We start from the raw sequence: 23,631 nt of genomic DNA, 5'->3' as shown, positions 1-23,631 counted from the left end.
TGACGGTAGGAGCGAGCGCCCGAGAAGTCAGCGTTCGTGTCCGGCAGCCCGGGACACATTTGGTGGAATCGTTCGAAATCGTACTTATCGTGGTGAGATGACGAACGACGAATCACGTGGTGGCGTGGCCTCGGTCGCGAAGGCGTGCAAAGTGCTGCGCGCCTTCAGCCCGACCGTGGGTGTCCTGTCTGTTCGACAGGTGTCCGCCCGTGCGGGGATCCCGCGCAGCACCGCGCACGAGCTGTGCCGCACGCTCGTCGCCGAAGGCATGCTGGAAGGCGCCGGCGGTGGTTACCAGCTTGGCCCGCTGCTGCTCGAGCTGGCGGGCCAGATCATCGAACGCACAGGCCTGCTGCGCGCCGGCGAAGGCATCCTCGACTCGCTGGTCCGCGCGCCGGAGCAGGATGCGCACCTCTGCCAGCTCACGCAGGGCTGGATCGTGTACCTGGACCGCAACTCCGGCCCGTCGCACGTGCCCGCGGCCAACCAGGTGGGCCAGCGCGCGCCGGCGCACCTCACGGTCTGCGGGAAGGTGGCGCTGTCGTGGCTGCCGTTCGACAAGGTCGTGGCGCACGTCGAGAAGTGCTGCGCCGAAAGCGCCGTGCCGCCGCCGGACCTCAAGCAGCTCGAAGCCGAGCTGACCCAGGCCCGGCAGGACGGGTACCTGGCCTCGCGGTCCGTCCAGCAGGGCCGGACGTCGGTCGCGGCACCGATCTTCGACTCCTCGGGAAATCCGCTCGGCGGGGTCTCGCTGTCCGGCCCGGCCGGAATGTTCACCACGGCCGTGGTCGAGTCGGCTCGCGTGTCCGTCACCAACGCGGCCGGCCTGATCGGCGCCCGGCTCATCAGCGCCGCACCGGAATGGACACGCTGACGGCCCTCCCGGGGGAGGGCCGTCAGTTTGGCCGGGCTGCTCAGGCACGCGGCAGCAGAGCCACCGCCTGCATTTCGATCAGCAGGTGCGGGTGCGGCAGCTGGTGCACGGCCACCGTCGTGCGGGTCGGGCCGTTTTCATCGAAGTACCGCGCGTAAACCTCGTTGTAGCCGCGGAAGTCGTTCATGCTCACGAGGTAGGCCGTGACCTGGACGAGGTCCGTCAGCTCCGCGCCGACCTCCGCGAGCAGGTCGCGCAGATTCTCGATCACGGCCGCCGTCTGCGCCTCGATGTCCAGCCGTGTCGCGCCGAACTCGTCGGCGTCGGCACCCGCGATGGTGTTGTCCGGCCGCCGGCTGCTCGTCCCCGAGATGTAGACGAACCCACCCGCCACCTTGAGGTGCGGGAACCGGCCCCGTGGCGTCGCCTTGCCGGCGACGGTCCTGGCGTCACTCATGCATTCCTCCTCATCACCGAACGGACGTCACACGGAACCGCACGCGGCCGAGCCCGGACACCGTCGCGCTGACGGTGCCGGGCGAAACCAGCGCGACGGCCGGGGTCCCCGCCCCGGCCAGCAGCACGTCACCCGCGCGCAGCGGGATGTCGTACCGCCCGGCCATGCGGATCGCCGCGGCCACCGCGCGCAGCGGGTCACCGAGGATCGCCGAGCTGGATCCACTTTGGACAAGACGGCCGTCGAGCTCGAGGACCATCCCGCGGTTGTCCAGCGACGCGGGCAACGGCTGCCACGCCCCGACCACGAACCCCGACGCCGAGGTGTTGTCCGCCACGACGTCGGCGAGGTTGAACCGGAAGTCGCGGTAGCGCGAGTCGATGATCTCCACGGCCGGCGCGACGGCGTTGACGGCCTCGGTCACGTTGCCCGTCCACAGCTGCGGATCGATGTTGCGCGCCAACCGGAACGCGATCTCGGGCTCGACCCGCGGGTGCACATACGCGCCCAGCCAGATCTCCGCGCCCTCTTCGACGTGCATCCGGGAAGTCAGCTGCCCGATGATCACCTCGGACACGCCCATCTGCGCCGCCTTGGTCCGGCTCGTGAACCCGAGCTTCACCCCGACGCGCGTCTCGCCGCGCCCGAGCCGCCGCGACACCAGTGCGTGCTGCACCGCGTACGCCTCCGCCAGCGACAGGTCGTGGTCGGCCGACAGCTGCTGCTCGGCCACGCGGTCGCGGGCGGCGTCGTCGAGGCGGGTGGCGAGCTCACCGACGTGCCCGGTCATCGCGCCACCTCCGTGAGGTCGAGGGCGACGTCGACGATCATGTCCTCCTGGCCGCCGACCAGGCCACGCCGCCCGACCTCGACAAGGATGTCGCGCGCGTCGAGGTCGTAGCGGCTCGCGGCGCGTTCGGCGTGGAGGAGGAAGCTGGAGTAGACGCCGGCGTAGCCCAGCGTCAGGGTCTCGCGGTCCACCCGCACCGGGCGGGTCTGAAGTGGACGGACGAGGTCCTCGGCCGCGTCCTGCAGGCCGAACAGGTCGCAGCGGTGGTCCCAGCCGAGCAGATCGGCGACGGCGACGAACGCTTCGATCGGCGTGTTGCCCGCGCCGGCACCTTGGCCGGCCAGGGAAGCGTCCACGCGGTACGCGCCGTGCTCGACCGCGGTGACGCTGTTGGCCACCGACAGCGACAGGTTTTCGTGGGCGTGGATGCCGATCTGCGTGTCCGGGTCGAGGACCTCGCGGTACGCGTCGACCCGAGCGGCGACGTCGCTCATGGTCAGGCGACCGCCGGAGTCGGTGACGTAGACGCAGTGCGCGCCCGCGTCCTGCATGATCTTCGCCTGCTTGGCGAGGTCCTCGGGCGAGTTCATGTGGCTCAGCATCAGGAACCCGGCGACGTCCATGCCGTTCTCCCGCGCCCAGCCGATGTGCTGGATCGCGATGTCGGCCTCGGTGCAGTGCGTGGCGATGCGCACACTCGACACCCCGAGATCCCGGGCCGCCCGCAGATCGTCGATCGTGCCGACGCCCGGGAGCAGCAACGTCGTGAGCTTCGCCCGTGACACCACCTCGGCCGCCGCCGCGATCCACCCGGAATCCGCTGCGGCGCCGTGACCGTAGATCACGCTGGACCCGGCCAGCCCGTCGCCGTGCGCGACCTCGATCGCCGCCACCCCGGACGCGTCCAGCGCGGCCGCGATCGTCCGCACCTGCTCGACCGAGTACTGGTGCCCGATCGCGTGCATGCCGTCCCGCAGCGTCACGTCCTGGACGTACAACTGCTCCGTCACCGCGCCGCCCCTTCCTTCAGTTCCAGCAGACGCTCGGCGGTGCGCAGGGCCGCGGACGTCATGATGTCCAGGTTTCCCGCGTAGTCCGGCAGGTAGTGCCCGGCGCCGGTCACCTCGAGGAACACCGACACCTTCACCCCGCGGAACGCCCGCCCGAGCGCCGGCACGAACGGGTGGTCCACCGGGTCGAACTGCACCTGCTGCTTCAACCGGTAGCCGGGTACGTACTTCTGCACCTGCGCCACCATGTCCTCGACGGACGCACTCACCGCAGATTCGTCCACTTCGGACTGTTCGACCAGGCAGAAGACCGTGTCTCGCATCTTCATCGCGGGCTCGGCCGGGTTGAGGATGATCACGGCCTTGCCCCGCTCCGCGCCGCCCACGACTTCGAGTGCCCGCGCGGTCGTCTCGGTGAACTCGTCGATGTTCGCCCGCGTGCCCGGCCCGGCCGAGCGCGACGCGATGGACGCGACGATCTCCGCGTACGCCACCGGCGTCACGGCCGACATCGCGGCGACGATCGGCGTGGTCGCCTGGCCGCCGCACGTGACCATGTTGACGTTCGCCGCACCGAGGTGGGCGTCGAGGTTCACCGGCGGCACCACGTACGGGCCGATCGCCGCCGGTGTCAGGTCCACCATCGGCAGGCCGTACTCGCGCAGCACCTCGTAGTTGTGCTTGTGTGCACCGGCCGAAGTCGCGTCGAACACCAGCCTCACGCCGGCGAACTCCGGCAGCTTGACGAGCCCCTCCACGCCGTCGGACGTGGTGGCGATCCCGAGCCGCTTCGCCCGGGCGAGGCCGTCCGACGCGGGGTCGATGCCGACGAGCGCGGCGACTTCCAGCTGGTCCGACAGGCGTTTGACCTTGAACATCAGGTCCGTGCCGATGTTGCCGGACCCGATGATCGCGACGGGTGTGGCCATCAGGCGTCCTCTCCGGTGAACGTCACGCGCACTTCGCCCACCTCTTCGAAGCGGGCCAGGTAGGTACCGGGTTGCGGCACCGCCACCATCGGCCCCCACGCGCCGGCGAGCACGACCTCACCCGCGCGCAGCGGCGCACCACGCCGGGCGACTTCGGTGGCCAGCCACGCCACGGCGTTGGCCGGCGAGCCGAGACAGGCCGCGCCGACGCCCGTCGACACGGGTTCGCCGCCGTGCTCAAGGCTCAGGCCCAGCGAAGGCAGGTCGACGTCGGAGAGCTTCTTCGGCGTCGTCCCGAGCACGACCGCGCCGCTGGACGCGTTGTCCGCGACGGTGTCGGCGATCTTGATGTCCCACCCGGCGATGCGCGAGTCGACGATCTCGATGGCCGGCAGCACGAACTCCGTCGCGCGCAGCACGTCGACCAGCGTCGCGCCGGCGGGGAGGTCGGCGCCCAGCACGAACGCGACCTCGCCTTCCACGCGCGGCTGCAGGAACTTCGCCAGCGGCAGCTCGGCCCGGTCGCCGAAGACCATGTCGTCGAGCAGCACACCGAAGTCGGGCTGGAACACGCCGAACTGCTTCTGCACGGCCGCCGACGTCAGGCCGATCTTGCGCCCCGCCACGCGCCGGCCCGGCACCGCGAGCTTGCGCTCCAGCACCGCCGCCTGCACCGCGTAGGCGAGGTCGACGTCCGCGTCGCCGATCAGGTCCCGCACCGGTTCCACGGGGGTGCGCGTCTGTTCGGCGCGCATCAGCCGCCCCGCCGCGGTCTCCACGGCCGTCGCGAAGGCGGTTTTGGTCGTTGTCATCGAGGAAGCCTCACAGTTGGATGCAGATGTTGGTGGGCTCGCTGTAGAAGTGCAGCGAGTGCACGCCGCCTTCGCGGCCGATGCCCGAAAGCCCGACGCCGCCGAACGGCGAACGCAGATCCCGCAGGTACCACGTGTTCACCCACGACATGCCCACGCGCATCGCGGCGGCGACGCGGTGGCCGCGCTCGAGGTTCGTGGTCCACACCGAGGACGCGAGGCCGTACGACGTGTCGTTGGCCAGGCGGATCGCCTCGTCCTCGGTGTCGAACGGGATGAGGGTCGCGACCGGCCCGAACACCTCCTCGCGCACCACACGGGCGGAGTTGTCCACGCCGGTCCACAGCGCGGGTTCCACCCACGCGCCGCCGGCGAGATCCGCGCCGAGCTCGGGGATGCCGCCGCCCACGAGGAGCTCGGCGCCTTCCTTCTCGGCCACGGCGTAGTACGACATGACCTTTTCCCGGTGCGTCTGGGAGATCAGTGGCCCGGTGGTGGTGGCGGGATCGTCGGGCCGGCCGAAGCGCAGCGCCTTCGCCCGCTCGACCAGACCGGAGGCGACCTCGTCGAAGACGCCGCGCTGCACGTAGACGCGCTCGGTGCACAGGCAGATCTGCCCGGTGTTGGTGAACACGGACCGTTCGAGCCCGTCGACCGCCCGCTCGAGGTCGGCGTCGTCGAACACCACCGCGGCGTTCTTCCCGCCCAGCTCGAACGAAACCGGCCGCACGTGGGGCGCGACCGCGCGCATGATCACCGAGCCGGTGGCCGACTCGCCGGTGAAGGTGATGCCGTCGACGTCCGGGTGCGTCGTGAGGAACTCACCCGCGGACGCGGGCCCGAAGCCGTGCACGACGTTGAACGCGCCGGCCGGCATCCCCGCCTCGGCGAGGATCTCCGCCAGCAGCGTCGCGCTCGACGGCGTCTCCTCCGAAGGCTTCACCACCACGGCGTTGCCGCTCGCCAGCGCGGGCGCGACTTTCCACGTCAGCAGCAGCAACGGCAGGTTCCACGGCACGATCACGCCCACCACGCCCAGCGGCTTGCGGATCGCGTAGTTCAGCGCCTGCCCGGTCGCGACGTCGGTGAGGAACGAGTCGAGCCCCGTCCCGGCGATGATGTCCGCGGCCGCGCGGAAGTTGGCCGACGCGCGCCGCACGTCGAGGTTCGTGGCCAGTGCGACGGGCTTGCCGGTGTCGGCGATCTCGGCCGCGAGCAGGTCGTCGAAGCGCTCCTCGATCCGGTCCGCGACCCGCCGCAGCAGGGCGACGCGCTCGGTCGCCGTGGTCTTGCCCCACGCACCGTTCAGCGCCTGCCTGGCGCTGCGCACCGCGCGGTCGACGAGCTCTTGGTCGGCTTCGTGCACCTTCGCGATCAGCGAACCGTCGACGGGGCTCACCTTGTCGAAGGTGCGGGGGCCGTCGACGAACTCGCCCCCGATGAAGTTGCGCAACGCCTTCGGGATCCCCTGCGGCATCACTGGTTTCCTTTCGTCGGAACTGTTCACGCGTGCTCGGGCACGGCGTGGTGCCAGGTCTCGCCGCGGTAGGTGACCGCGACCGACCCGCCGGTGGGCACGAGGACGACTTCCTCGGCGTTGTCGGGTTCCCCCAGGTCGCGCCCGGCCGCCCACGCGACGACCGCGCGCATGCACCCGGAGTGCGTGGCGACGGCGAGGTGCTCGTCGGCCGGCACGCGGTCGGCCGCGGCGACGGTGGCGGCGAGGAACCGGCGCACGACCGCGTTCGGCGATTCGTGCCAGAGCAGCGGGATCTGCAGCCAGAACCCCATCGCGTCGCCGTCTTCGTGCGCCTGCCAGAACCGCCGGGCCTCTTCGGCCCAGCCGGCGCCGCCCGCGGCCGGGATGAGCTCGCGCACCTGGGTGGGTTCGTAGTCCCGGCCGTCGACGCGGAGCTGGAGGTTGCGGAACTCCGGCGCGACCTCGTTGCCGCCGAGTTTCAGCCCGGGCGCGCCGGCGAGGGTCGCGTGCAGCACCTCGGCGGTCTGCCGCGCCCGCGCGGTGGGCGCGTAGGCCACGGAAACCGCCGTGCCGTCGGGAAGTTCGGCCGCGAGGCTCTCGCCGCGCGCCCGGGCCTGCTCGATGCCGCGTTCGGTGAGGCCGGCGTCGCTTTCGTAGCTGGCCGTCTCGCCGTGGCGGACGAGGTGCAGGATCATCGGTGCCTCCAGGTCGGTCAGCTCGGGCGGAACACGCGGTGGCTGGAGCGGGCCGGGTGCAGGCCAACGCGGTCGAGGATGCGTCTCACCGAACCCGCGGGGTCACCGACGGCGAAGTGCTCGGTCTCCATCCCGACGGCACGCGCCCCGGCGAGGTTCGACGGCAGATCGTCGACGAACAGGCAGCTCCCCGGCTCTTCCCGTAGCTGCCCGAGCGCCCACCGGAACACCGACGGGTCGGGCTTGAGCACGCCGTAGCGGCCGGCTTCGAGCAGCAGGTCGAAGCCACCGAACTCGGGAAACTTCGCCGCCCAGTCCTGGCCGAACCAGTGGCCCATGTCGTTGGTGAGCGCGGCCAGGCGCACGCGGCCGCCGATGTCGCGCAGCATCGCGCGCACCTCGTCGCGCACGCTGATGCGGGTCCGCATGAACGCGCCGAGGTCGAGGTCCGGCCGTCGTTGCGACAGCTCGGCCCAGTAGTCGCGCTCCTGCTGCTTGCCCTGCTCGACCCCGTCGTAGAGCTTGTCGTCGCCGAACGGGCCCTTGGGGAACGTCGGGTCGTCGACCACCTCGAACAGCGTGGGCACGACGACGCCGCCGAGGTCGAGCACGATGGTCGTGAGCCGTAGCGTGGCCGTGTCCGCCCGGGACCGGACCGCGGCCGCGCGCCGGAGCGCACGACCGCGGCCGGGCCGCGACCAGGGTTCTTCGAAGGTCACGGATCAGTCCAGGACCGTGACGACGCCGGTGTCACCGTCGACGCGCACGCGCTGGCCGGTGCGCAGCGTCGAGACCGCACGGCCGGTGCCGACCACGGCGGGCAGGCCGTACTCGCGGCAGACGATCGCGGTGTGGCTCATGATGCCGCCGACGTCGCTGACGGTCGCGGCGATCCGCGAGAACACCGGCGCCCAGGCGGGTGAGGTGGCGGGGCAGACCAGCACGTCGCCGTCCTGAACCTCGGCCAGCTCGGCCACGGACCGCACCACGCGCACCGGTCCCTCGACCACCCCGGGTGAACCGGCGACCCCGCGCAGCGTGCCGGGGTCTTCCGTTTCCGAGTCGGCCAGCCAGCCCGCGACGGAGTCGGTGGTGATGCCCCACAGCATGACCGTGAGCGGTTCGGCGACGGCCTCCGGCGGCGGGCCGAGCGCGGGCGGCGGCTCCCAGGCTTCCAGCGCGGTGAAGATGCGGCGGCGCTCGGCGATGATCGGGGTCCAGTGCGCGCGACCCCGGCCGGGCGCGCCGGTCGACCACGCGGCGACGGTGTCGAAGATCAGCTCCGCGACTTCGGTGCGGCGCAGGAAGAACAGGTCCTCGGGGTCGTCGAACACACCCATGTCCACCAGGGACCGGGCGAGCTCCTTGGACTTGCCCCAGAACGCGGCCCACATCCAGTGTTCGATGTAGAGCACGTGCTCCTCGATGTAGACGAACACCTTGCGCGCCAGCGCGAGCAGCTCGTCGAACAGGTCCACGTCGGCCGGGTTGAGCAGGGCGCGGTAGTCGCCGGTGATGCGCTCACGTTCGGCCAGCACCCGCTCGGTCGGGCGGTCGATGACCTCGCCCTTGCGCAGGCGTTCGAGGTAGGTGCGCACGGCCCCGAACGGGATGTCCGGGTGGTCGTCCCAGGTGCCGAAGCGGTGGTCGCCGCCGGGGTGGCCGGGGTCGACGTTGATGTGGAACCACGGATCCCTGGTGGCTTCCCAGTCCTCGGCCCAGGCGCGGCCGGACTCCGTGCCGCTCAGCACGGCGAGGGCCGCGTCGAGGTGGGAGGCGTTGAGGATCGTGTCGCTCACGCCGAGGCGTTCGGCTTCCTTGGCGAGGCGCTTGAGCTCGTCGTCGGGCCGGTAGAGCTCCACGTGCAGGCCGCCGACCATCCGCGACACGGACTGGTCGCCGATGCCGGGGAAGGCGTTCTGGCAGAACTGGAAGAACGTGAGGTACGCGGCGTAACCGATGTTCAGCATCTCGAAGTGCCACTGGTACGTCTCGTACATCGTGGTGATCATGAGGCTGAAGTCGCGTTCCCAGCGATACCCGGCCGAGTGTCCGAGGTGTCCGGTCACAGTGGACAGCGGCTCGCGCTCGGGCAGCGGCGCGAAGCTCAGGCCGCGGATGAGCTTGATGCGCTCGGCGACCTTTTCCTTCCACTCCGCATAGATCTCGTCCCAGCGCTCGTAGTAGTGGCTGGCCCGCTCGCCGAATTCCTCGGCCCGCGCGGCGATCTGGTCGGCCGGCGCGGCGACCGGCGAGACGTACAGGCGGCCGTTGAGGATGCGCTGCTCCAGGCCGAACGCCGGCGGTACCGCGAACACGCGCGTGTTCATCGCGCCGAGGGCCTGCCACCAGCACTCGCACTGGATCTCGTCGTACGGGTGCAGCACGTAGGGGTGGTGCAGGGCGTCCTGGAACCAGAACTTGCCCTCGTCGGCCTTGCGGCGGTCCTCGCCGAACAGGTGGTACCAGTTGTAGAGCGATTCCCAGCCCTCGGCACCTTGCGGTGGGTCGAGGTCGAACGGCCCGGGGAAGGTGGAAGCGACCATCGTCGGTCCCTTTCTCATCTGCGCAGTCAGTGGGGGATGCGGGTCAGGGTTTTGCGCCGCCGGTCAGCGCCGCGAGCACGTGGGCGAGCGCGCCCCGGTTCTCCTGCGACACCTGCTTCGGCGGTTTGGTGCTCCACACGGTTTCCGGGCGGGCCTGCACCACGTGCACGTCGTCGCCGTCGATGGCGAACTCGCCGTCCTGCGGGGTGCCGGCGTGCTTCTCGATCAGCGCCGCGATTTCGAGCAGCTGCTCGATGTGTCCCTTGTGGAGGGACGGCTGGGACCGATCCGCGTCGTCGACGGGCACGGTCGCGATGCCCTTGCCGGTCTCCGGGTCGCGGGTCGCGCGGGTGGCCTTCTCGGCGATGTCGCGGGTGAGGATCTCGCGGGTGATCTTGTCGACCACGAACCGGTCGGGCGTCACCGTGCCGCTCACCAGCGGTTCGCCCAGGCCCCACACGGATTCGATGACGACCTTCGACCGGTCGCCGTTGGCGGGGTTGAGGGTCATGAACACGCCGGCCGCGCTCGCGTCGACCATGCGCTGCACGACCACGCCCATGGCGTCGTCGGTGCTCTCGACCCCGTCACGCGCCCGGTAGCTGATGGCGCGCGCGGTGAACAGGCTCGCCCAGCAGCGCCGGACGGCGGCCGACACCTCGTCGGCGCCGATGACCCAGAGATAGCTGTCGTGCTCGCCGGCGAAGCTGCGGTCCGCGGAGTCCTCCGCGGCCGAACTCGACCGCACCGCCACGGGCGGCTCGGCGACGCCGGTGCGCTCGGCGAGCTCCGCGTAGGCCGCGCGGATGTCGGCGTCGGCGCCGTGCTGCTCGGTCTCGGCGAACAGCAGTTCGCGGATCGCGGCCGACTCCTCCGTCAGCACGTCGAGGTCGGCTTCCGGGTGCAGTGCGCGGATCCGGCGGTCCAGCTCCTGGCCCAAGCCGCCGGTCACCGCCGCGCGGTAGGCGTCCGTGGTCACCACGAACGCTTCGGGAACCCGGACTCCCAGGCGGCACAACGTGTCCAGCGAGCGACCCTTGCCACCGGCCTGTGCGGTGGTGACAGCGTTGTCGCCCATCCCGATGTGCAGAGTGCTCGCTGCGGTCATCGATCGGTCCTTTCCTTGTTCTCGCGGTCGCTGGGTTCGTCGTAGTCGGACACCAGCGCGACCACGGCGGCGTCGACCGTCGCTTCGCCGGTGGCCGCGGCGGCCGCTTCGTCGGTGTTCACGAGGACGGTGGCCCCGGGGCTGGCGTCGAGCAGGTCGACCGCGACGGTGATGGTGTCCACGCCGATCGCGCGGACGAGCACGAGCCGCCGGGTCGACAGCCCGGGCAGCTGCCGGTCGGACCACACCCGGCCGATGACGCGGCCGAGGATCACGACTGGCCCCCGCTCGGCAACTCCAGCACGGCTTCGCGGAACGACTCCGCGCGGCGGGTCTCGAGCAGCGTGGCCGCGGCCTCGCTCGGGCGCGGGTAGATCTGGGCGGCGCGCAGGTCGCCGTAACGCTTCACGGCGGCGGTGCCGGCGTCGAGCGCCTGGCGGACGGCGGCCAGCTGGCCCTGGATCGCGGCCACGAGGTAGCCGCTGGACACGCGGTCGACCGCGATGCACCGGACGTCGGCGGTCTTGATCATCGCCTCGATCCCCGCCGTGAGCGCCACGATGCCGCGGGTCTCGACGACACCGATCGCGCCAGCCGAATTCGTGTTGCCGGCCATGGGTGTTCTCCTTGTTCTTCGTTGAGCGTTCTGCGGTGAGCGCAGTGCTGGCTCAGTTGCCTTCGAGCAGGGCGGTGTGGGCGGCGACGGCCGCGACGGCGTCGCACGGGTTGGCGAACACGACCGAACGCACCTGCGCACCCGACACCGCTTTCGCGGTTTCCTCGGCGATTTCGGTCGCTTCCTCGACGGTGGCGAGGTCGCCGGACAGCGCGACCGCGACGATGCCGCCGCCGAGGCGCACGACGCCTTCCACCGTCACGTTGGTGGCTTTGACGATCGCGTCGACGGCGTCGAAGATCGGCACGAACCCTTCCGTCTCCACGAATCCGACCGCGGTGTTGGCCATGGGGCTCTCTCTTTCTGACTAGCGGGAAGTGGTGGGACGCCAGCGGACGACCGCGGCGCCGGTGCCCCAGATCGGGCCGTAGGACAGGAGTTCGCCGGGCTGGTCCAGCACACCGGCGCCGAGCAGGAAGGCCAGCGCGCGGAACTGGCTGTCGGCCGCGGCTTCGCGGGCGAAACTTTCGCGCAGGTCCAGGGCCTCCTTCACGTCGCCGCGCACGAGCGCGTCGAGGATCCGGCGGTTCCACTTGTCCTGCCCGGGCGTGGCGATGCCGTCTTCGGACGGTTCGATCCAGCGCTGGATGAGCCCGGCGGACAGGCCGGACACCACGACCACGCCGACCCGGCGGCCGGCCGCGGCCGCGGCGGCGACACCGGTTTCGCCGAGCGTGGCGATGTTGTCGACCTCGGCGTAGAGGTTGCAGGACACCATCGCGTACCGGAAGCGCCGCCCGGGGTCGAGCAGGTTCGCGATGGTGACGGTGCCGGTGTCGATCGGGAAACCGTCGTAGCGCGTGCGCCGCGCCTGCAGGCCGCGGTCGGCGGTCAGGCCGACCCAGCGTTCGGCGAGATCGGTGTCGACCTGCAGGTCGTAGCTGATGCGGCCGTAGTCGTAGGCGTACCAGTTCTCGTCCATCCGCTCGCCGCGCGGGTTGGGGTCCAGCTGGAACTGGTGCCCGAGCACGGTGAACCACTGCGTCGACATGAGCAGCACGGTGTCCACTCCGGCCTCGCGGAAGTCCTCGCCGACCTGCTCGACGCCGGCCCGCAGGTCGGCCCAGCTCGGCGCGGGGCTCTTCGCGAGCAGCTGCGGCATGCCCGGCACGAGAGCGGCGGCGACCACGGTGTCAGCCACGAGCGTGCACCCCCTCGGGGCGCCACTCGACCACGGCGTTGCCGGTGCCGATGATCGTGCCGTAGCCCAGGATGTCGCCGGTGGTGTCCGGCCAGCCCAGCGCGGCCAGCAACCAGCTCAGGCTGCCCGACTTGGTCTCGGCCTCGCTGGCCTCGATGTGCTCGGGGATCGCCGTGCGCAACGCCGAAGTCGGTTGGCTGCGCACGGTTTCCAGCAGCTTCATGTCGGCGCGGTACTGGTCGTTGTTGTACGCGTACTCGCGGCCCATGTCCTCGGGCAGCTCGGTCTCGCGGTCGAAGTGCAGGTGTGACAACGAGTTCGACGCCAGCAGCACCGCCCGCCGTCCCGTCCGCTCGATCGCGACGCGGGTCGCGGTGCCGAGCACGTCCATCTGCTCCAGCTCCGCGTCGGCGTAGAAGTACGGGTTGTTGTTGGCGCTGATCGACACGACCGGGATGTCCCAGCGCGGGTTCGCCATGTGCAGCGCGCCGATCGTCGCGTAGTCCACGCGCACACCCGGCTCCCGCATGGCCCGTGTGACCAGGCCGTGCTCCTCGAAACTGCCCACCATGGCCTCGGCGAGCTCCACGTCGGTGCGGAAGTCGAAGTGGTAGCGGAACAGGTTCGGGAAGATCGGCTCGACCGACACCCCGCGCGGATTGGGCACGCAGTTGACGTGGTGGCCGACCATCGTGATCCAGTGCGGCGCGTGCACCACGAGCACGTCCGGCCGCAGCTCCCGGATCCGGCGCCGGACCTCGTCGTAGGCCCACCGCAGCGTTTCCCAGCCGCCGGTGCTGCGCGGCTCGTTCTGCGGCGGGTTGTCCGCGTAGATCAGGTGCGGCGGGTGCGGAGCGAGGTAACCCGCGACGATGCCGGCCCGCGGTGGCTCCGGCTCGGCCGGCTCGGCCGGCTGGGCCTGCGGCGTTCGGGCCCGCTCGCCGGCCGGCGATAAGTGGAATACCCGTGACATGCTGGTTGACGTTAGGCCGCAGACCGCCGCGGGTTCGTGTTGTTGTCCGGTGCACCCGGACACGAATTTCAGCCGCCGCGCGGGCCCCGTCAGGCCGGGGTGGCCTTGCCCTGACCTTCTTCGTAGCGCTTGCGGTCTTCGGCGGTCAGCTCGGTCCAGTGGCTGCCCGGGGCGCGGCCGAGCACCCAGTCGCGCACTCCGTCCAGGCGGGCGCGCAATTCGGGCAGGGACACGCCGGCGAGGGCGCCACCCCGGACGCGGGGGACGCCGTCCACGAACACGAGGTCGATGTCGCGCGCGGACGCCTGGAAAACCACGTGGTCGGCCACGGAGCTCGCGGCGAGTCCGAAGGGGCCTGTCCGCAGCACGAGGACGTCGGCCTGCTTGCCCGGGGTGAGGCTGCCGACGCGGTCGTCGAGGCCGAGCGCGCGGGCCGCGTCGAGGGTGGCCATGCGCAGCAACGCGGGCGCGTCGATCGAGGGGAAGGTCGGTGTCCGGACACCGGAGCGGCCGACCTGGCGCTCGGCCATCACCTCGGTGAGGCGGCTGAGCGCGTGGCCGATCCTGAGGTGGGTGAGGAAATCACCGCTCACGGCGGCGGTCGCGTCGACGCCGAAGACGAGCGGTACTCCCTGTTGCACCGCGCGCCCGATCATCGGGACCACGCCCATGTGCCCGGCCTCGATCTGGGGCGTGCTGACGATCGTGCCGCCGTTCTGGCGCAGCATCGTGAGCTCGGCGTCGGTCGCCGGGCCGGCGTGCACCCAGAGGACGTCGGGGCCGAGCAGGCCGAGCTCGTGCGACGAGGTGACCTGGCCCTGCAGGTTGGAGTGCAGCGTGGAGACGAGCCCGATCTCGCGGGCGGCCTTGACCTCGCGGGCGTGGGCTTCGAGCGAGACGTGGTCGATGTTGTTCAGCGCGACGCCGAGCTGCACGCGGTCGGTGGTGGCGCGGGCATTCGCGAGCCGTTGCAGCACGGCGATGCGCTCGTCGAGGGTGTCGAACGAGCTGGTGCCCGCTTCGGGCCGCGGCCGGAAGCAGAACCCGAACACGGCCCGGATTCCCACGGCTTCCAGTGCTTCCAGCGACGCCTCGGCGTGTTCGGGCGAGTTGGTGGCGTGGCAGAAGTCGAACACCGTGGTCACCCCGTTGAGCAGCAGCTCCGCGCCGGCGCCGAACGTCGCGTCGTGCATGTCCTGCGGGCGGTAGCGGCCGGCGAGGGGGTGGATGACACCGAAGTACTCGCGGCCCCAGCAGTTCGAGGCGAGGCCGCGGATGGGGGCCTGCCACATGTGGTTGTGGCAGTCGACGAGTCCGGGCAGCACGATCGAATCGGCGGCGTCGATGATCTCGTCGACCTCGCTCTCGTCGATCTTCGGTGCCACGTCGAGGATCCTGTCGTCGCCGATCAGCACGTCGCCGCGGAAATCGCCGAGCGCCGGGTCCATCGTCAGGACCGAGCCGCCTTTGAGCAAGGTCTTCTTCACGGGCTGATGCCTCCTTGGATGTGGTGCGCCGCCGTCGGCTGAATCGTTGCTTGACGGGTCCGGAACGCCTGCTTATAGTACTGCAAACGTTTGTAAGACGAAAGGTGCACCGTCGTGCACGACACTCGATCTCCAGCGTTCACGTCCTATGGCGACGCTTCCGAAATCTTCCGCACTCCCGGTTTGCCGTTCACACCGGCGATCCGGATTTCGCCGGGCAGCGAACTCGTTTTCGTCGCGGGGTGTCCGGGTGTACCAGACGGCGACGACGACTCACCGGAGGTCGAAGCCGAGGTGCGCCGGGCTTTCCGCTATCTCGCAAGGGTTCTGGAGCTTGCGGGAGCGGGCCTGGAGCACGTAGTTTCCCTCACCAAGTTCCTGACCGATGTCGAACGGGACAATGCGATCGTCACGACCGTGATGCGCGAACTGTTCCCCGTGATGCCTACTTCGACCACAGTCGAGGTTTCCCGTCTCGTGCCCAGGGGTCTTCATTTCGAAGTCAACGCGATCGCGGCCGTGCCAGCTCGTTCTGGTCCCGTGGTCCTGGATCAGAGCGGCTGATTCTCATGACCAAAGATCTTCGCCTTCTCGGAATTTGCGGCAGCCTTCGTTCCGGCTCCTACAACCACGGGCTGCTGAAAGCCCTCGCTGACGAGGCGCCCGCCGGCGTCACCCTCGACCTCCTCGGCGACTGGAGCGAGGTACCGAACCTCAACGTCGACCTCCTCGAAGACGGGCAGCCGCCCGCGGTGGTGCGGGCCGTCGCGGAGCAGGTGCGCGCGGCGGACGGCCTCGTGATCGCGACGCCGGAGTACTGCAACAGCGTGCCGGGCGCGTTCAAGAACCTGCTCGACTGGCTCTCTTTCCCGCCCCCGTTCAACTGCCTGCGGTTCAAGCCGCTCGGCCTGGTCGGCGCGAGCATCGGCACCGGCGGCACGCTGCGTGGCCAGTCGGCGTTGCGCGGTGCCCTGCTGTTCTTCGACGCGATGCTGATGGGCCGGCCGGAGGTCGCAGTCGGCCTGGGCAAGATGAAGTTCGACGACGAGGGAAACCTGAAGGACGAGGAAGTCCGGGCGCTGCTTCGCCGGTTCCTGTCCGACTTCGTGGAATTCACCCGGAGCACCAAGGCGCGTGGCCTCGACCCGCGGGAACGGGAATTCGTTTTCTGACGCTCCTGACGATTCCGACGAAGGGATGGTGCCTTGTGGACAGTCCGCCCGATCTCGGTGCGCCGCCGGGTGTCCGTCCGACCGGTGAAACGCTCTACCTCGCCCCGAGCGGGCGCCGGTTCACCGACGCGGGTGAGCTGACGCGCGAGTACGACATCGAGTGGACGGTGCCCGACTTCCTCGCGGTGGCCGCGAGTTTCGTCGCCCGCAGTGCCGAGACCCGCGGCCGGCTCAAGTGTTTCCTCGACATCCCCTACGGCCCGACCGTCGACGAGCGGCTCGACGTGTTCCCCGGTTCGCCGGGCGGGCCCGTGGTGGTGTTCTTGCACGGCGGGTACTGGCGGGCGCTGACGTCGGCGGAGTTCAGCTTCGCCGCGGCCGGCCTGGTGGCGCGCGGGGTGACCGTGGTGATCCCGACGTATTCGCTGTGCCCGGCGGTGTCGCTCGACGAGATCGTGCGGCAGGAGCGCGCGGCGGTCGCGTGGACGGTGCGCTCGATCGCCTCGTACGGCGCGGATCCGCGGCGGGTGGTGGTCGCCGGGCATTCGGCCGGCGGGCACGGCGTTGCGATGGTGCTGGCCACGCGCTGGGCCGAGAACTACGGCATCGATCCGTCGGTGATCAAGGGCGGGTGCGCGATCAGCGGCCTGTTCGACCTGCGGCCGCTGCCGTTCACCTCGGTGCAGGCCGATCTGCGGCTGACGGCGGATCAGGTGCTGCGTAACAGTCCGGTGCTCGCGCTGCCGGAGACGATGCCGCCGCTGGTGATCACCTACGGCACGGAGCAGACGGCGGAGTTCGTGCGCCAGTCCACCGACTACTTCGCCGCGGCGAAGGCGCACGGCCTGGACGTTCGCTGTCTGCCGCGGCCCGGCTTCAACCACTTCGACGAGCTCGACGCGCTCGCCGATGACCGCGGTGATCTCACCGAGTCCATTGTGGATCTTTTCGACCGACGTTAGCCGTGCCACAAGGAGGTAGCATGCTCACGCAGTTGCAGAACGACTTTCGCGAGGTCATGGCGGGAGTCGCCACCCCGGTCTCGGTGGTGACCGCGTTCCACGAGGGCGCGCCGCACGGGACGACGGTCAGCGCGTTCACCTCGCTGTCCATGGACCCGCCGATGGTGCTGGTGTCGCTGGACAAAACGTCGCGGCTCCTGGGTCTGATCCGGAAGTCGCAGCGCTTCGGGGTGAACGTCCTCGGTGCGGCACAGGCCGAGACGGCACGGTCGTTCGCGAAGAAGCTCGAAATGGGGGAGAAGTTCGCCGGCGTCGACTGGCAGCACGACAACGAACTGCCCCGGCTGGCGGGCGTTCCCGGATGGCTGGCGTGCACGCTGAGCCAGGAGGTCGAAGGCGGTGACCACATCGTCCTTTTCGGACAGGTCGTCTCGGCTTCCACGGCCACGGCGGCTCCGCTGACGTACCACTCGCGGACGTTCGGCACGCATTCGTTGCTGGCCCAGAGTGCGTGAAGTTTTTCCGTGCCAGTTTGCAAACGATTGCAAGTTCGGCGTGAACGCGCTTGATCCCGCGCGTTCACGCCGGCTCAGCTGGTGCGGATGATCGTTTTTCCCTGGCTGCGCCGGCCCGGTGCGAACGCGGTCGCGGCTTCCGCCAGCGGGTGAACGGCACCGACGAGCACCCGGAGCCGTCCGTCGCGGACCCGTTGCGCCAGGTCGGCCAGCCTTGCCCGATCGGCTTCGACCACGAAGAAGACGGCGCGCCCGTCTCGCGGCCACGCGTTGGGCGGTCCCGCGATGGTCACCAGCGTCCCGCCGGCGCGGACGATCCCGGCCGAGCGGTCCCCGGTGTCCCCGCCGAACACGTCCAGCACCAGGTCGACCTCACCGACGTCTTCCAGCCGGTCGGCCTCCAGGTCCACGAACGAGTGCACGCCGAGATCGAGGGCCGCCTCGCGGTTGTGCGCCCGCCCGGTGCCGATCACGGTCGCCCCCGCCTCCCGCGCGAGCTGCACGGCGATCGACCCGACGCCGCCCGCGGCGCCGTGGACCAGCACCGTCTGCCCGGGCTCGAGCCGGCCGTGGTCGAACAGCGCCTGCCACGCCGTCAGCCCGGAGATCGGCAGCGCCGCGCCGACGGAGTGGTCGATGTCGGCGGGCAGCGGCGCGAGGTTGCGCGCCTCCACGGCCGTGAACTCGGCGAGCGACCCGTCGCGCGTCCAGTCGGCGAGCCCGAACACGCGTTGCCCCACCGTGAGCCCGGTCGTGCCGTACCCGAGCTCGGCCACCACCCCGGACAGCTCGTGCCCGGGCACACTCGGCGTCCGGTCGCGCCCGGCGCGGTCGGTCCACGTGCCGGGCCACTCCAGCTCGCCGGGCGTGAAGCCGGCCGCGTGCACCCGCACGATCACGTCGTTCTCCGCGGCGTGCGGATGGGGACGGTCCACAAGGGACATTCCGCCGACGCCGGCGGTGCGATCCTGGACGGTGATGGCTTTCATGATTCCCAGCCTCTGCAGGAGAAGGACCGTGGTGGTCAGAACTTACCGCCACCGGCGCTGATGCGCTGCCCCGTGACCCAGCGGCCGTCGTGGGAGACAGGGAAGGCCACGACGTCCGCGATGTCGGCCGATGCGGCCGAGCGGGGTGCTCTGGGCTTCGGCGGCGATCTCCTCGTCGGAGAAGTGCGCCGTCGAGGGAGTCCTGACCATGCCGGGCAGCACGCTGTTCACGGTGATGTGCTTGGGCCCGAGCTCGACGGCCGCCACCCGGACGAGGTGGTCGAGGGCCGCTTTGCTCGACGCGTAGAGAGCCGTGCCGGCCGTGGGCATGAGCGTGAGCCCCGCGGAGATCATCACGATTCGCCCGCCGGTCCGCATGCGGAGCGCCGACTCCGCATGGCCACGAAGCCGGCGCGGGTGTTGGTGGCGAAAACGGTGTCGAAGTCCTCGTCGGTGCTGCCGGCCAAGCTCTTGAAGCGGTAGTCGGCCGCGTTGCTCACGACGATGTCCACCCCGTCGAACTCCGTCTCGGCGACGTCGAACAGGCCCCGCACTTGTGCGGCGTCGGCGACGTCGGCCGCCGCTGTGATCGCGGTGCCACCGTGGGCGGCGATGCCGTTGACCACCTCCTCGGCCTGCCCCCGCTGGGCCGGATGATGGGCGACGATCACCCGGGCGCCGTCCTTGGCCGGCCGTTCCGCGACGCCTTTGCCGATTCCGCTCGAGGCACCCGTGACGAGCGCTGCTTTTCCGTCGAGACTCATGATTCCTCCGGCCCACCTTCGACCTCGCGGTGGCTCATCGCGAGGTGCCGTGGGAAATCTGCCGCCGACCCCGGAACGCTTGCGCTCGCCGGAGCGAATTTCCCCTGGAGGTCCAGATTTACCCGCCCGGAGAGTTCACGCGCCGCTCCTTGGCGTGGGTACCCATCAGGCGGCCGCGTGCAGCTCCGCGACCACGTCGCCCAGCTCGGGGTGCGCCGACGAAACCGTGGCGAGAATGGCGACAACCGCGTCGTACACGAGGCTTTCGAGCTCGGCGGCGGGCACGTCGCAGTCGTGGGTGAGCCAGTCGAGCGTGGTTTCGTCGAGCATGCCCATGATGCCGCGGATCGCGACGCGCACGCGCGGCGGCGGTTCCGTGGTGAGGCCCAGCAGGTCGACCACGAACTCGGCGCCGGCGCGGCGGGCGCGTTCGAAGAGCTCGTCCACCTCCGGGTCCTGCCCGCCGGCGCGGATGAACGCGAGCATGGTGTGGACGTGCGCGCGCCGGTACTCGATGTGGCGGCGCAGCAGGCCGCGCATGCGTTGCTCGCGCGTGTCTTCGTCGTCGCGGGGGCGGTGCAGCTCGATGAGCTCGTCGAGCGCCTGCTGCAGCACCGCGAGGTACAGGCCGCGCTTGTCCTTGAAGTGGTAGAACAACAGCCCGTGCGCGACGCCCGCGGCCTCGGCGATCTCGCTGATGTAGATCTCGTCGTAGGGCTTGCGGGCGAACAGGTCGGCGGCCACCTCGATCAGCGCCGCGCGCCGCTGCCCGCGGGGCGGCGCCGTGCGCTTCTCGGAACTCATGTCAGCTGCCTCCTGTGCTCACCTCGTTGCGCAGGCTGCCGATCCCCTCCACGCTCACCTCGACGACGTCACCCGCCCGCAGGTACTCACCCGACGCGAGTGCGACGCCGGCGGGCGTTCCGGTGAGGATGACGTCTCCCGCCGCGAGCGGGACCTTCGCCGAAACAGCCGCGACGAGCTCGGCCACCGGGAACAGCATCTCACTCGTGCGCCCCTGTTGCCTGAGCACGCCGTTCACCCGGGTGGTGACGGCGACGTCTTCGCCGAGCTCGTCCGGCGTGACGAGCGCGGGGCCGAGCGGCTTGAACGTCGGGAATCCCTTGGCGCGCTGGAGAAGCGACAGGTCGACGACGGCACCGTCGCGCATCCCGCGGAACTGGACGTCGCGCGCCGACACGTCGTTGGCGACGGTGAACCCCGCGATGTATCCGGCCGCGTCCCTGGCTTGGACGTCTTGCGCCGGCGCCCCGAGGACAACGGCGAGCTCGGCTTCGTAGTCGACCCGATCCGGCGCCTCGGCCGGCAGGACGATCGGCTTCCCGGTCCCGATGAACAGCTCCCGCCCCGGCGTGATCGGGAAAAACGCCGGCGTGGCCGGGACTTTCAGGCCCGCTTCCGCGATGTGCCCGGCGTAGTTGGCCCCGACGATCACCACGGTCTTCGGCTGCGCCACGGGCGCGAGCAGCGTTGCCTCCGACAGCGGCACCCGGCCCCGCACGGGCGCGTTCTGCGCGTTGTCCACCAGGAGCTCGGCGACGTCGTGGTGCGGTGCGTCGAGCAACAGCAGCTCGTCGCCCTCGCCGCGGGCCAGCCCCTGCGTGGTCCGGTAGAGCCGCATCAGGCGCCCCCGGCCAGCACGGTGATGCGGCGTTCGGCGATGCGCCAGCGGCCCGCTTCGCGGGTCAGGACGTCGTGGACGCGGCTCACCGTCCGCAGGTGCGGCGGCGCGGCCGGGTCGCTGAGGGCGTACACCTGCAGGTCGCAGCGGCATTCGGCGCGGTCGCCGTCGAGGTCGAACCACGACGGCGACACCACGTGCAGCGTCGGCCGGTCCTCCTGCTCCCGGCGGCGCATGGCCTCGCGGATCTGCGCGCCCTCCGCGCGGATCTCCTTCGTACTGGTCATCACCAGCGTCGCGTCGGCGGTGTAGCACTCGGCCGACTCGCTCGCGTGGCCCTCGTCGATGAGCCGGAACGACGTGCGCACCACGTCCTCGCACGCGAACCGCGCCTCGCTCACCACGTCGGCACCGTCAGCTCGGCCTCGGTCTTCCCCGCGCGCAGCTCGGTGAGCAGTGCGGCGGGGTCGAACACCACTCCGAACGGATTGCGCGCGAAGCTTTCGGACTGCATGAAGGCCGTGCCCTCCTCGGTGGTCGGGAAGTTGTCGATCTGGAGCTCGATCTGGTTGCCGTCGGGATCGGCGTAGTAGACCGACGTCGTCGGCCCGTGGTTGACAGCCTGCAGCGGCCGCACCCCCTCGGCGTCAAGGCGTTCCCACGTCTCGAGCAGCTCCCGCAGGCTGCCGTAGGTGAACGCCACGTGCGCCAGCCCGTGCAACGGCAGCGCCGCCAGCTCCTCGGCCGACAGCTCCGTCTTCGGGCCGCCCAGCAGCGCCGCGACCTCCCCGTCGGCCATCGCCGACGTCGGGTCCGCGACCGCGATGCGGTGGTGCTCGTCGTCGTAGGTCACGAAAACCATGCCGGGCGTCTCGTGCACCACCCGGCCGTCGAGGGTCTTCACGTACCAGTCCCGCATCGCCGGCACCTGCCTGCTGTACAGGACGACGTGGGAGAGCTTCGCCGGTGAAGCCACTTTTCCTCCTCCGAGGTCGGTTCGATCCCTTGAAGCTAAGACTGACTTGACCCCAAGTCAAGTTCGCGTCGCCACTGTTGCCGGGCGGGGGTGGATCGACGTTCGACCTGGTCAGCCACCGGTTTCAGCGCGGCGCAGCACCGCTCCGGTCGCGATGTCGAGCACCTCGATCAGGTGATCCGAGCGCCGCACCGCGAGCCACGGCAGGTGGTAATGGCGCACCACCGGCCCGGCGAACCCGACGACCGTGCGCACGTCCCGCGATCTGGAACATCGGCCCGTACAACCCGTCGCAGGTCTCGGCCGGTTCGCAACCCGACTGGTACTTGGCGTAGGCCGACGGCCTGCTGCGCATCTGGCCCGCCTGGGAGGTCTACCTCGGGAACTACACGATCCCGGCTGTGTTCTTCCCCGGCGCGATCGGAATGCTGCTGCTGTTAACAACTCGCTCCGAGCGTGGTCCTCGATCGGGGCCGGCATCGCCGGCTCGGCGAGTTGTTCCCACGGTTGGAAACCTTCGCCTCCGGTCTGCAGCACACCACCGACCTTTGTGCTGCCCGGGCCCTGCAGCTGGGAGACGACCTCTTCCACGGAACCGCCGAGCCGAACGACGGGAAACGTTTCAGACTTTACGCAGTCCCAGGCGACCATCGCTCGGCCATTCTCGACGATGACGTGGTTCCGCTGAACCTGCGCATCGCCATCGTAGAGCTACACCGGCTCGGCATCACCAGATGAGTTCGTGTTACGTTGTCGGTTCCAGCAAGCTCTCTGTTATGCATCGCTGGGAGAGTTCGACAATGCTGTTGATGTCGCGGGGGCGCTTTTTGCCGACGAACTGACAGTATACGGCGATCGGGATCGGCAGCCAACGGAACTACGCCGACAGATTGGAATGTGCACCTCGACGCCGGTGCTTACGAATTGAATCTCGTCGTACGGGTAGGTGCATCCCACTGTGGCGAACGTTCGATCCGTGATTGACGGCATTCAAAAGTAATTGATGCGCCTGCAAAGTTGGGGGCGTCCAAGTCGGAAAATGTGAAAACACCGCCGGTGGAAGTGGTGATACTTCGTTGGCGTGTCCGTGAGGCTTGGTGTGTCGAATTCTGGAGCGGTGGATCTGCGCGATGTCCAACGCTTTGTAGGTAGACATGGCCGTCGCGTACCTGCCCCGACCATGCAGCGTCATGCCCTACTCCGTCATCTGGTATTCGCTGAACGTCACGTTGCCTACGTGGATCGGGTTGAGTGATCGGTGAGCGACCGCTCGGTCGTCGTTGATCCCACCTTCGTGCTGGGCGCCGCTCAGCTACAGGCTGCTCGGCGGGTCCACGAGGAGCGTCAGATTATCTCGGCCGAGACAACCCGTCTTCCACCAGTGGGTCGAGTGGCCAGTTTCCCGGTGGGGCCGGGCCCGACTGCGGGCGCCCGTACGTGCATTTCGACCAGACCGAGCACCTGCGGCCCTGTTTCGTCGAGGTAATACCACGACCGCGTGCCCTCGGTGTCCAACGGGCGAACTCAGTTTCCCGCACCTTGATCAATGCCGGCGATGCGCCGCCCACCCTGCTTGTATGAGTCCGCACGACAGGTCGACATCTCCGTCCTTGTCACGCGTACTTCCCCGAAT

General features: G+C 70.0%; 30 protein-coding genes and 1 pseudogene. 7 read left to right on the top strand and 24 right to left on the bottom strand.

Going from position 1 to position 23,631, the window contains the following annotated elements; all coding sequences use genetic code 11:
* Positions 1 to 97 precede the first annotated feature (97 nt).
* Positions 98 to 874 (top strand): IclR family transcriptional regulator, encoded by a 777-nt coding sequence (locus ACQPXB_RS44355; protein WP_432847942.1) that lies wholly within the window; start codon positions 98 to 100, stop codon positions 872 to 874.
* 40 nt (positions 875 to 914) lie between these two features.
* Here the strand turns inward: ACQPXB_RS44355 and ACQPXB_RS44350 are convergent, their stop codons facing one another.
* The 16 genes from ACQPXB_RS44350 to ACQPXB_RS44275 all read right to left on the bottom strand — a co-directional run bounded on the left by ACQPXB_RS44350 (position 915) and on the right by ACQPXB_RS44275 (position 14,978).
* Positions 915 to 1,331 (bottom strand): RidA family protein, encoded by a 417-nt coding sequence (locus ACQPXB_RS44350; RefSeq protein WP_386951120.1) that lies wholly within the window; start codon positions 1,329 to 1,331, stop codon positions 915 to 917.
* A 13-nt stretch (positions 1,332 to 1,344) separates the two neighbouring features.
* Positions 1,345 to 2,121 carry a 2-keto-4-pentenoate hydratase gene (locus ACQPXB_RS44345; protein ID WP_432847940.1) on the bottom strand — a complete coding sequence of 259 codons (777 nt, stop codon included), beginning with the start codon at positions 2,119 to 2,121 and terminating at the stop codon, positions 1,345 to 1,347.
* Positions 2,118 to 3,131, bottom strand: a complete 1,014-nt coding sequence (dmpG, locus tag ACQPXB_RS44340; protein WP_432847938.1) for a 4-hydroxy-2-oxovalerate aldolase — start codon at positions 3,129 to 3,131, stop codon at positions 2,118 to 2,120. Before dmpG ends, ACQPXB_RS44345 begins: the two co-directional genes overlap by 4 nt.
* Positions 3,128 to 4,060 carry an acetaldehyde dehydrogenase (acetylating) gene (locus tag ACQPXB_RS44335; RefSeq protein WP_432847936.1) on the bottom strand — a complete coding sequence of 311 codons (933 nt, stop codon included), beginning with the start codon at positions 4,058 to 4,060 and terminating at the stop codon, positions 3,128 to 3,130. The genes dmpG and ACQPXB_RS44335 overlap by 4 nt, the downstream gene beginning before the upstream one ends.
* Positions 4,060 to 4,872 carry a 2-keto-4-pentenoate hydratase gene (locus ACQPXB_RS44330; protein WP_386951127.1) on the bottom strand — a complete coding sequence of 271 codons (813 nt, stop codon included), beginning with the start codon at positions 4,870 to 4,872 and terminating at the stop codon, positions 4,060 to 4,062. The genes ACQPXB_RS44335 and ACQPXB_RS44330 overlap by 1 nt, the downstream gene beginning before the upstream one ends.
* 10 nt (positions 4,873 to 4,882) lie before the next feature.
* Entirely contained in the window at positions 4,883 to 6,349 is a 1,467-nt protein-coding gene (locus ACQPXB_RS44325) for a 2-hydroxymuconic semialdehyde dehydrogenase (protein WP_366584820.1), read from the bottom strand.
* 26 nt (positions 6,350 to 6,375) lie between these two features.
* Complete coding sequence (locus ACQPXB_RS44320) at positions 6,376 to 7,047, bottom strand: histidine phosphatase family protein (protein WP_432847934.1); 672 nt, start codon at positions 7,045 to 7,047, stop codon at positions 6,376 to 6,378.
* Positions 7,048 to 7,064: 17 nt separating this feature from the next.
* Positions 7,065 to 7,766 (bottom strand): HAD-IA family hydrolase, encoded by a 702-nt coding sequence (locus ACQPXB_RS44315; protein WP_432847933.1) that lies wholly within the window; start codon positions 7,764 to 7,766, stop codon positions 7,065 to 7,067.
* 3 nt (positions 7,767 to 7,769) lie between these two features.
* Positions 7,770 to 9,593 (bottom strand): PEP-utilizing enzyme, encoded by a 1,824-nt coding sequence (locus ACQPXB_RS44310; RefSeq protein WP_432847931.1) that lies wholly within the window; start codon positions 9,591 to 9,593, stop codon positions 7,770 to 7,772.
* 43 nt (positions 9,594 to 9,636) lie between these two features.
* Entirely contained in the window at positions 9,637 to 10,701 is a 1,065-nt protein-coding gene (locus ACQPXB_RS44305; protein ID WP_386951132.1) for a PEP/pyruvate-binding domain-containing protein, read from the bottom strand.
* On the bottom strand, positions 10,698 to 10,976 hold the full coding sequence (locus ACQPXB_RS44300) for a EutN/CcmL family microcompartment protein (RefSeq protein WP_366584810.1): 279 nt from the start codon (positions 10,974 to 10,976) through the stop codon (positions 10,698 to 10,700). The genes ACQPXB_RS44305 and ACQPXB_RS44300 overlap by 4 nt, the downstream gene beginning before the upstream one ends.
* Positions 10,973 to 11,317, bottom strand: coding sequence for a BMC domain-containing protein (locus ACQPXB_RS44295; RefSeq protein WP_366584808.1), 345 nt, complete (start codon positions 11,315 to 11,317; stop codon positions 10,973 to 10,975). Before ACQPXB_RS44295 ends, ACQPXB_RS44300 begins: the two co-directional genes overlap by 4 nt.
* Positions 11,318 to 11,369: 52 nt before the next feature.
* A complete protein-coding gene (locus ACQPXB_RS44290; RefSeq protein ID WP_220244443.1) occupies positions 11,370 to 11,666 on the bottom strand; it encodes a BMC domain-containing protein in 297 nt (98 codons plus the stop codon).
* Between the two features lie 18 nt (positions 11,667 to 11,684).
* Complete coding sequence (locus ACQPXB_RS44285; protein WP_432847928.1) at positions 11,685 to 12,518, bottom strand: hypothetical protein; 834 nt, start codon at positions 12,516 to 12,518, stop codon at positions 11,685 to 11,687.
* Positions 12,511 to 13,491, bottom strand: coding sequence for a hypothetical protein (locus ACQPXB_RS44280; protein ID WP_432847927.1), 981 nt, complete (start codon positions 13,489 to 13,491; stop codon positions 12,511 to 12,513). Before ACQPXB_RS44280 ends, ACQPXB_RS44285 begins: the two co-directional genes overlap by 8 nt.
* 89 nt (positions 13,492 to 13,580) lie before the next feature.
* On the bottom strand, positions 13,581 to 14,978 hold the full coding sequence (locus ACQPXB_RS44275) for an amidohydrolase family protein (RefSeq protein WP_432847926.1): 1,398 nt from the start codon (positions 14,976 to 14,978) through the stop codon (positions 13,581 to 13,583).
* Between the two features lie 114 nt (positions 14,979 to 15,092).
* Here ACQPXB_RS44275 and ACQPXB_RS44270 point away from each other — a divergent pair, with 114 nt between their 5' ends.
* Genes ACQPXB_RS44270 through ACQPXB_RS44255 form a run of 4 tightly spaced genes read left to right on the top strand, consistent with a single transcriptional unit; the run spans position 15,093 to position 17,627 of the window.
* Complete coding sequence (locus ACQPXB_RS44270) at positions 15,093 to 15,542, top strand: RidA family protein (RefSeq protein ID WP_386951145.1); 450 nt, start codon at positions 15,093 to 15,095, stop codon at positions 15,540 to 15,542.
* Between the two features lie 5 nt (positions 15,543 to 15,547).
* Positions 15,548 to 16,150, top strand: a complete 603-nt coding sequence (locus tag ACQPXB_RS44265) for an NADPH-dependent FMN reductase (protein ID WP_432847924.1) — start codon at positions 15,548 to 15,550, stop codon at positions 16,148 to 16,150.
* Positions 16,151 to 16,185: 35 nt separating this feature from the next.
* Complete coding sequence (locus tag ACQPXB_RS44260; RefSeq protein WP_432847922.1) at positions 16,186 to 17,112, top strand: alpha/beta hydrolase; 927 nt, start codon at positions 16,186 to 16,188, stop codon at positions 17,110 to 17,112.
* Positions 17,113 to 17,132: 20 nt separating this feature from the next.
* Positions 17,133 to 17,627: a flavin reductase family protein gene (locus ACQPXB_RS44255; protein ID WP_366584793.1), complete on the top strand. Its 495-nt coding sequence runs from the start codon at positions 17,133 to 17,135 to the stop codon at positions 17,625 to 17,627.
* A gap of 74 nt (positions 17,628 to 17,701) precedes the next feature.
* Here ACQPXB_RS44255 and ACQPXB_RS44250 read toward each other — a convergent pair whose 3' ends face one another.
* From ACQPXB_RS44250 to ACQPXB_RS44215, 8 genes are all read right to left on the bottom strand, one after another.
* Positions 17,702 to 18,616: an NADP-dependent oxidoreductase gene (locus tag ACQPXB_RS44250; RefSeq protein ID WP_366584791.1), complete on the bottom strand. Its 915-nt coding sequence runs from the start codon at positions 18,614 to 18,616 to the stop codon at positions 17,702 to 17,704.
* 42 nt (positions 18,617 to 18,658) lie between these two features.
* Positions 18,659 to 18,970, bottom strand: coding sequence for an SDR family oxidoreductase (locus ACQPXB_RS44245; RefSeq protein WP_432847919.1), 312 nt, complete (start codon positions 18,968 to 18,970; stop codon positions 18,659 to 18,661).
* Positions 18,970 to 19,380 (bottom strand): SDR family NAD(P)-dependent oxidoreductase, encoded by a 411-nt coding sequence (locus ACQPXB_RS44240; RefSeq protein ID WP_432847917.1) that lies wholly within the window; start codon positions 19,378 to 19,380, stop codon positions 18,970 to 18,972. The genes ACQPXB_RS44245 and ACQPXB_RS44240 overlap by 1 nt, the downstream gene beginning before the upstream one ends.
* A gap of 165 nt (positions 19,381 to 19,545) precedes the next feature.
* Positions 19,546 to 20,184 (bottom strand): TetR/AcrR family transcriptional regulator, encoded by a 639-nt coding sequence (locus ACQPXB_RS44235; RefSeq protein ID WP_432847915.1) that lies wholly within the window; start codon positions 20,182 to 20,184, stop codon positions 19,546 to 19,548.
* A gap of 1 nt (position 20,185) precedes the next feature.
* Positions 20,186 to 21,022 carry a fumarylacetoacetate hydrolase family protein gene (locus ACQPXB_RS44230; protein ID WP_432847913.1) on the bottom strand — a complete coding sequence of 279 codons (837 nt, stop codon included), beginning with the start codon at positions 21,020 to 21,022 and terminating at the stop codon, positions 20,186 to 20,188.
* Positions 21,022 to 21,423, bottom strand: coding sequence for a nuclear transport factor 2 family protein (locus ACQPXB_RS44225; protein ID WP_366584783.1), 402 nt, complete (start codon positions 21,421 to 21,423; stop codon positions 21,022 to 21,024). The genes ACQPXB_RS44230 and ACQPXB_RS44225 overlap by 1 nt, the downstream gene beginning before the upstream one ends.
* Positions 21,420 to 21,998: a VOC family protein gene (locus ACQPXB_RS44220; RefSeq protein ID WP_366584780.1), complete on the bottom strand. Its 579-nt coding sequence runs from the start codon at positions 21,996 to 21,998 to the stop codon at positions 21,420 to 21,422. The genes ACQPXB_RS44225 and ACQPXB_RS44220 overlap by 4 nt, the downstream gene beginning before the upstream one ends.
* Before the next feature lie 111 nt (positions 21,999 to 22,109).
* Positions 22,110 to 22,253 carry a hypothetical protein gene (locus ACQPXB_RS44215; protein WP_432857334.1) on the bottom strand — a complete coding sequence of 48 codons (144 nt, stop codon included), beginning with the start codon at positions 22,251 to 22,253 and terminating at the stop codon, positions 22,110 to 22,112.
* A gap of 8 nt (positions 22,254 to 22,261) precedes the next feature.
* Here ACQPXB_RS44215 and ACQPXB_RS44210 point away from each other — a divergent pair.
* Both ACQPXB_RS44210 and ACQPXB_RS44205 read left to right on the top strand, forming a co-directional pair.
* A pseudogene (locus ACQPXB_RS44210) lies at positions 22,262 to 22,438 on the top strand (cytochrome b); the annotation flags it as partial.
* Positions 22,439 to 22,454: 16 nt separating this feature from the next.
* The gene (locus ACQPXB_RS44205; RefSeq protein WP_432857331.1) at positions 22,455 to 22,736 is read left to right on the top strand and encodes a hypothetical protein; all 282 of its coding nucleotides are present in this window, start codon (positions 22,455 to 22,457) and stop codon (positions 22,734 to 22,736) included.
* The last annotated feature ends 895 nt before the right edge of the window (positions 22,737 to 23,631 follow it).

Source organism: Amycolatopsis sp. CA-161197 (assembly GCF_050942255.1).
Classification (GTDB): Bacteria; Actinomycetota; Actinomycetes; order Mycobacteriales; family Pseudonocardiaceae; genus Amycolatopsis.
This window is presented reverse-complemented; position numbering and strand designations above follow the sequence as displayed.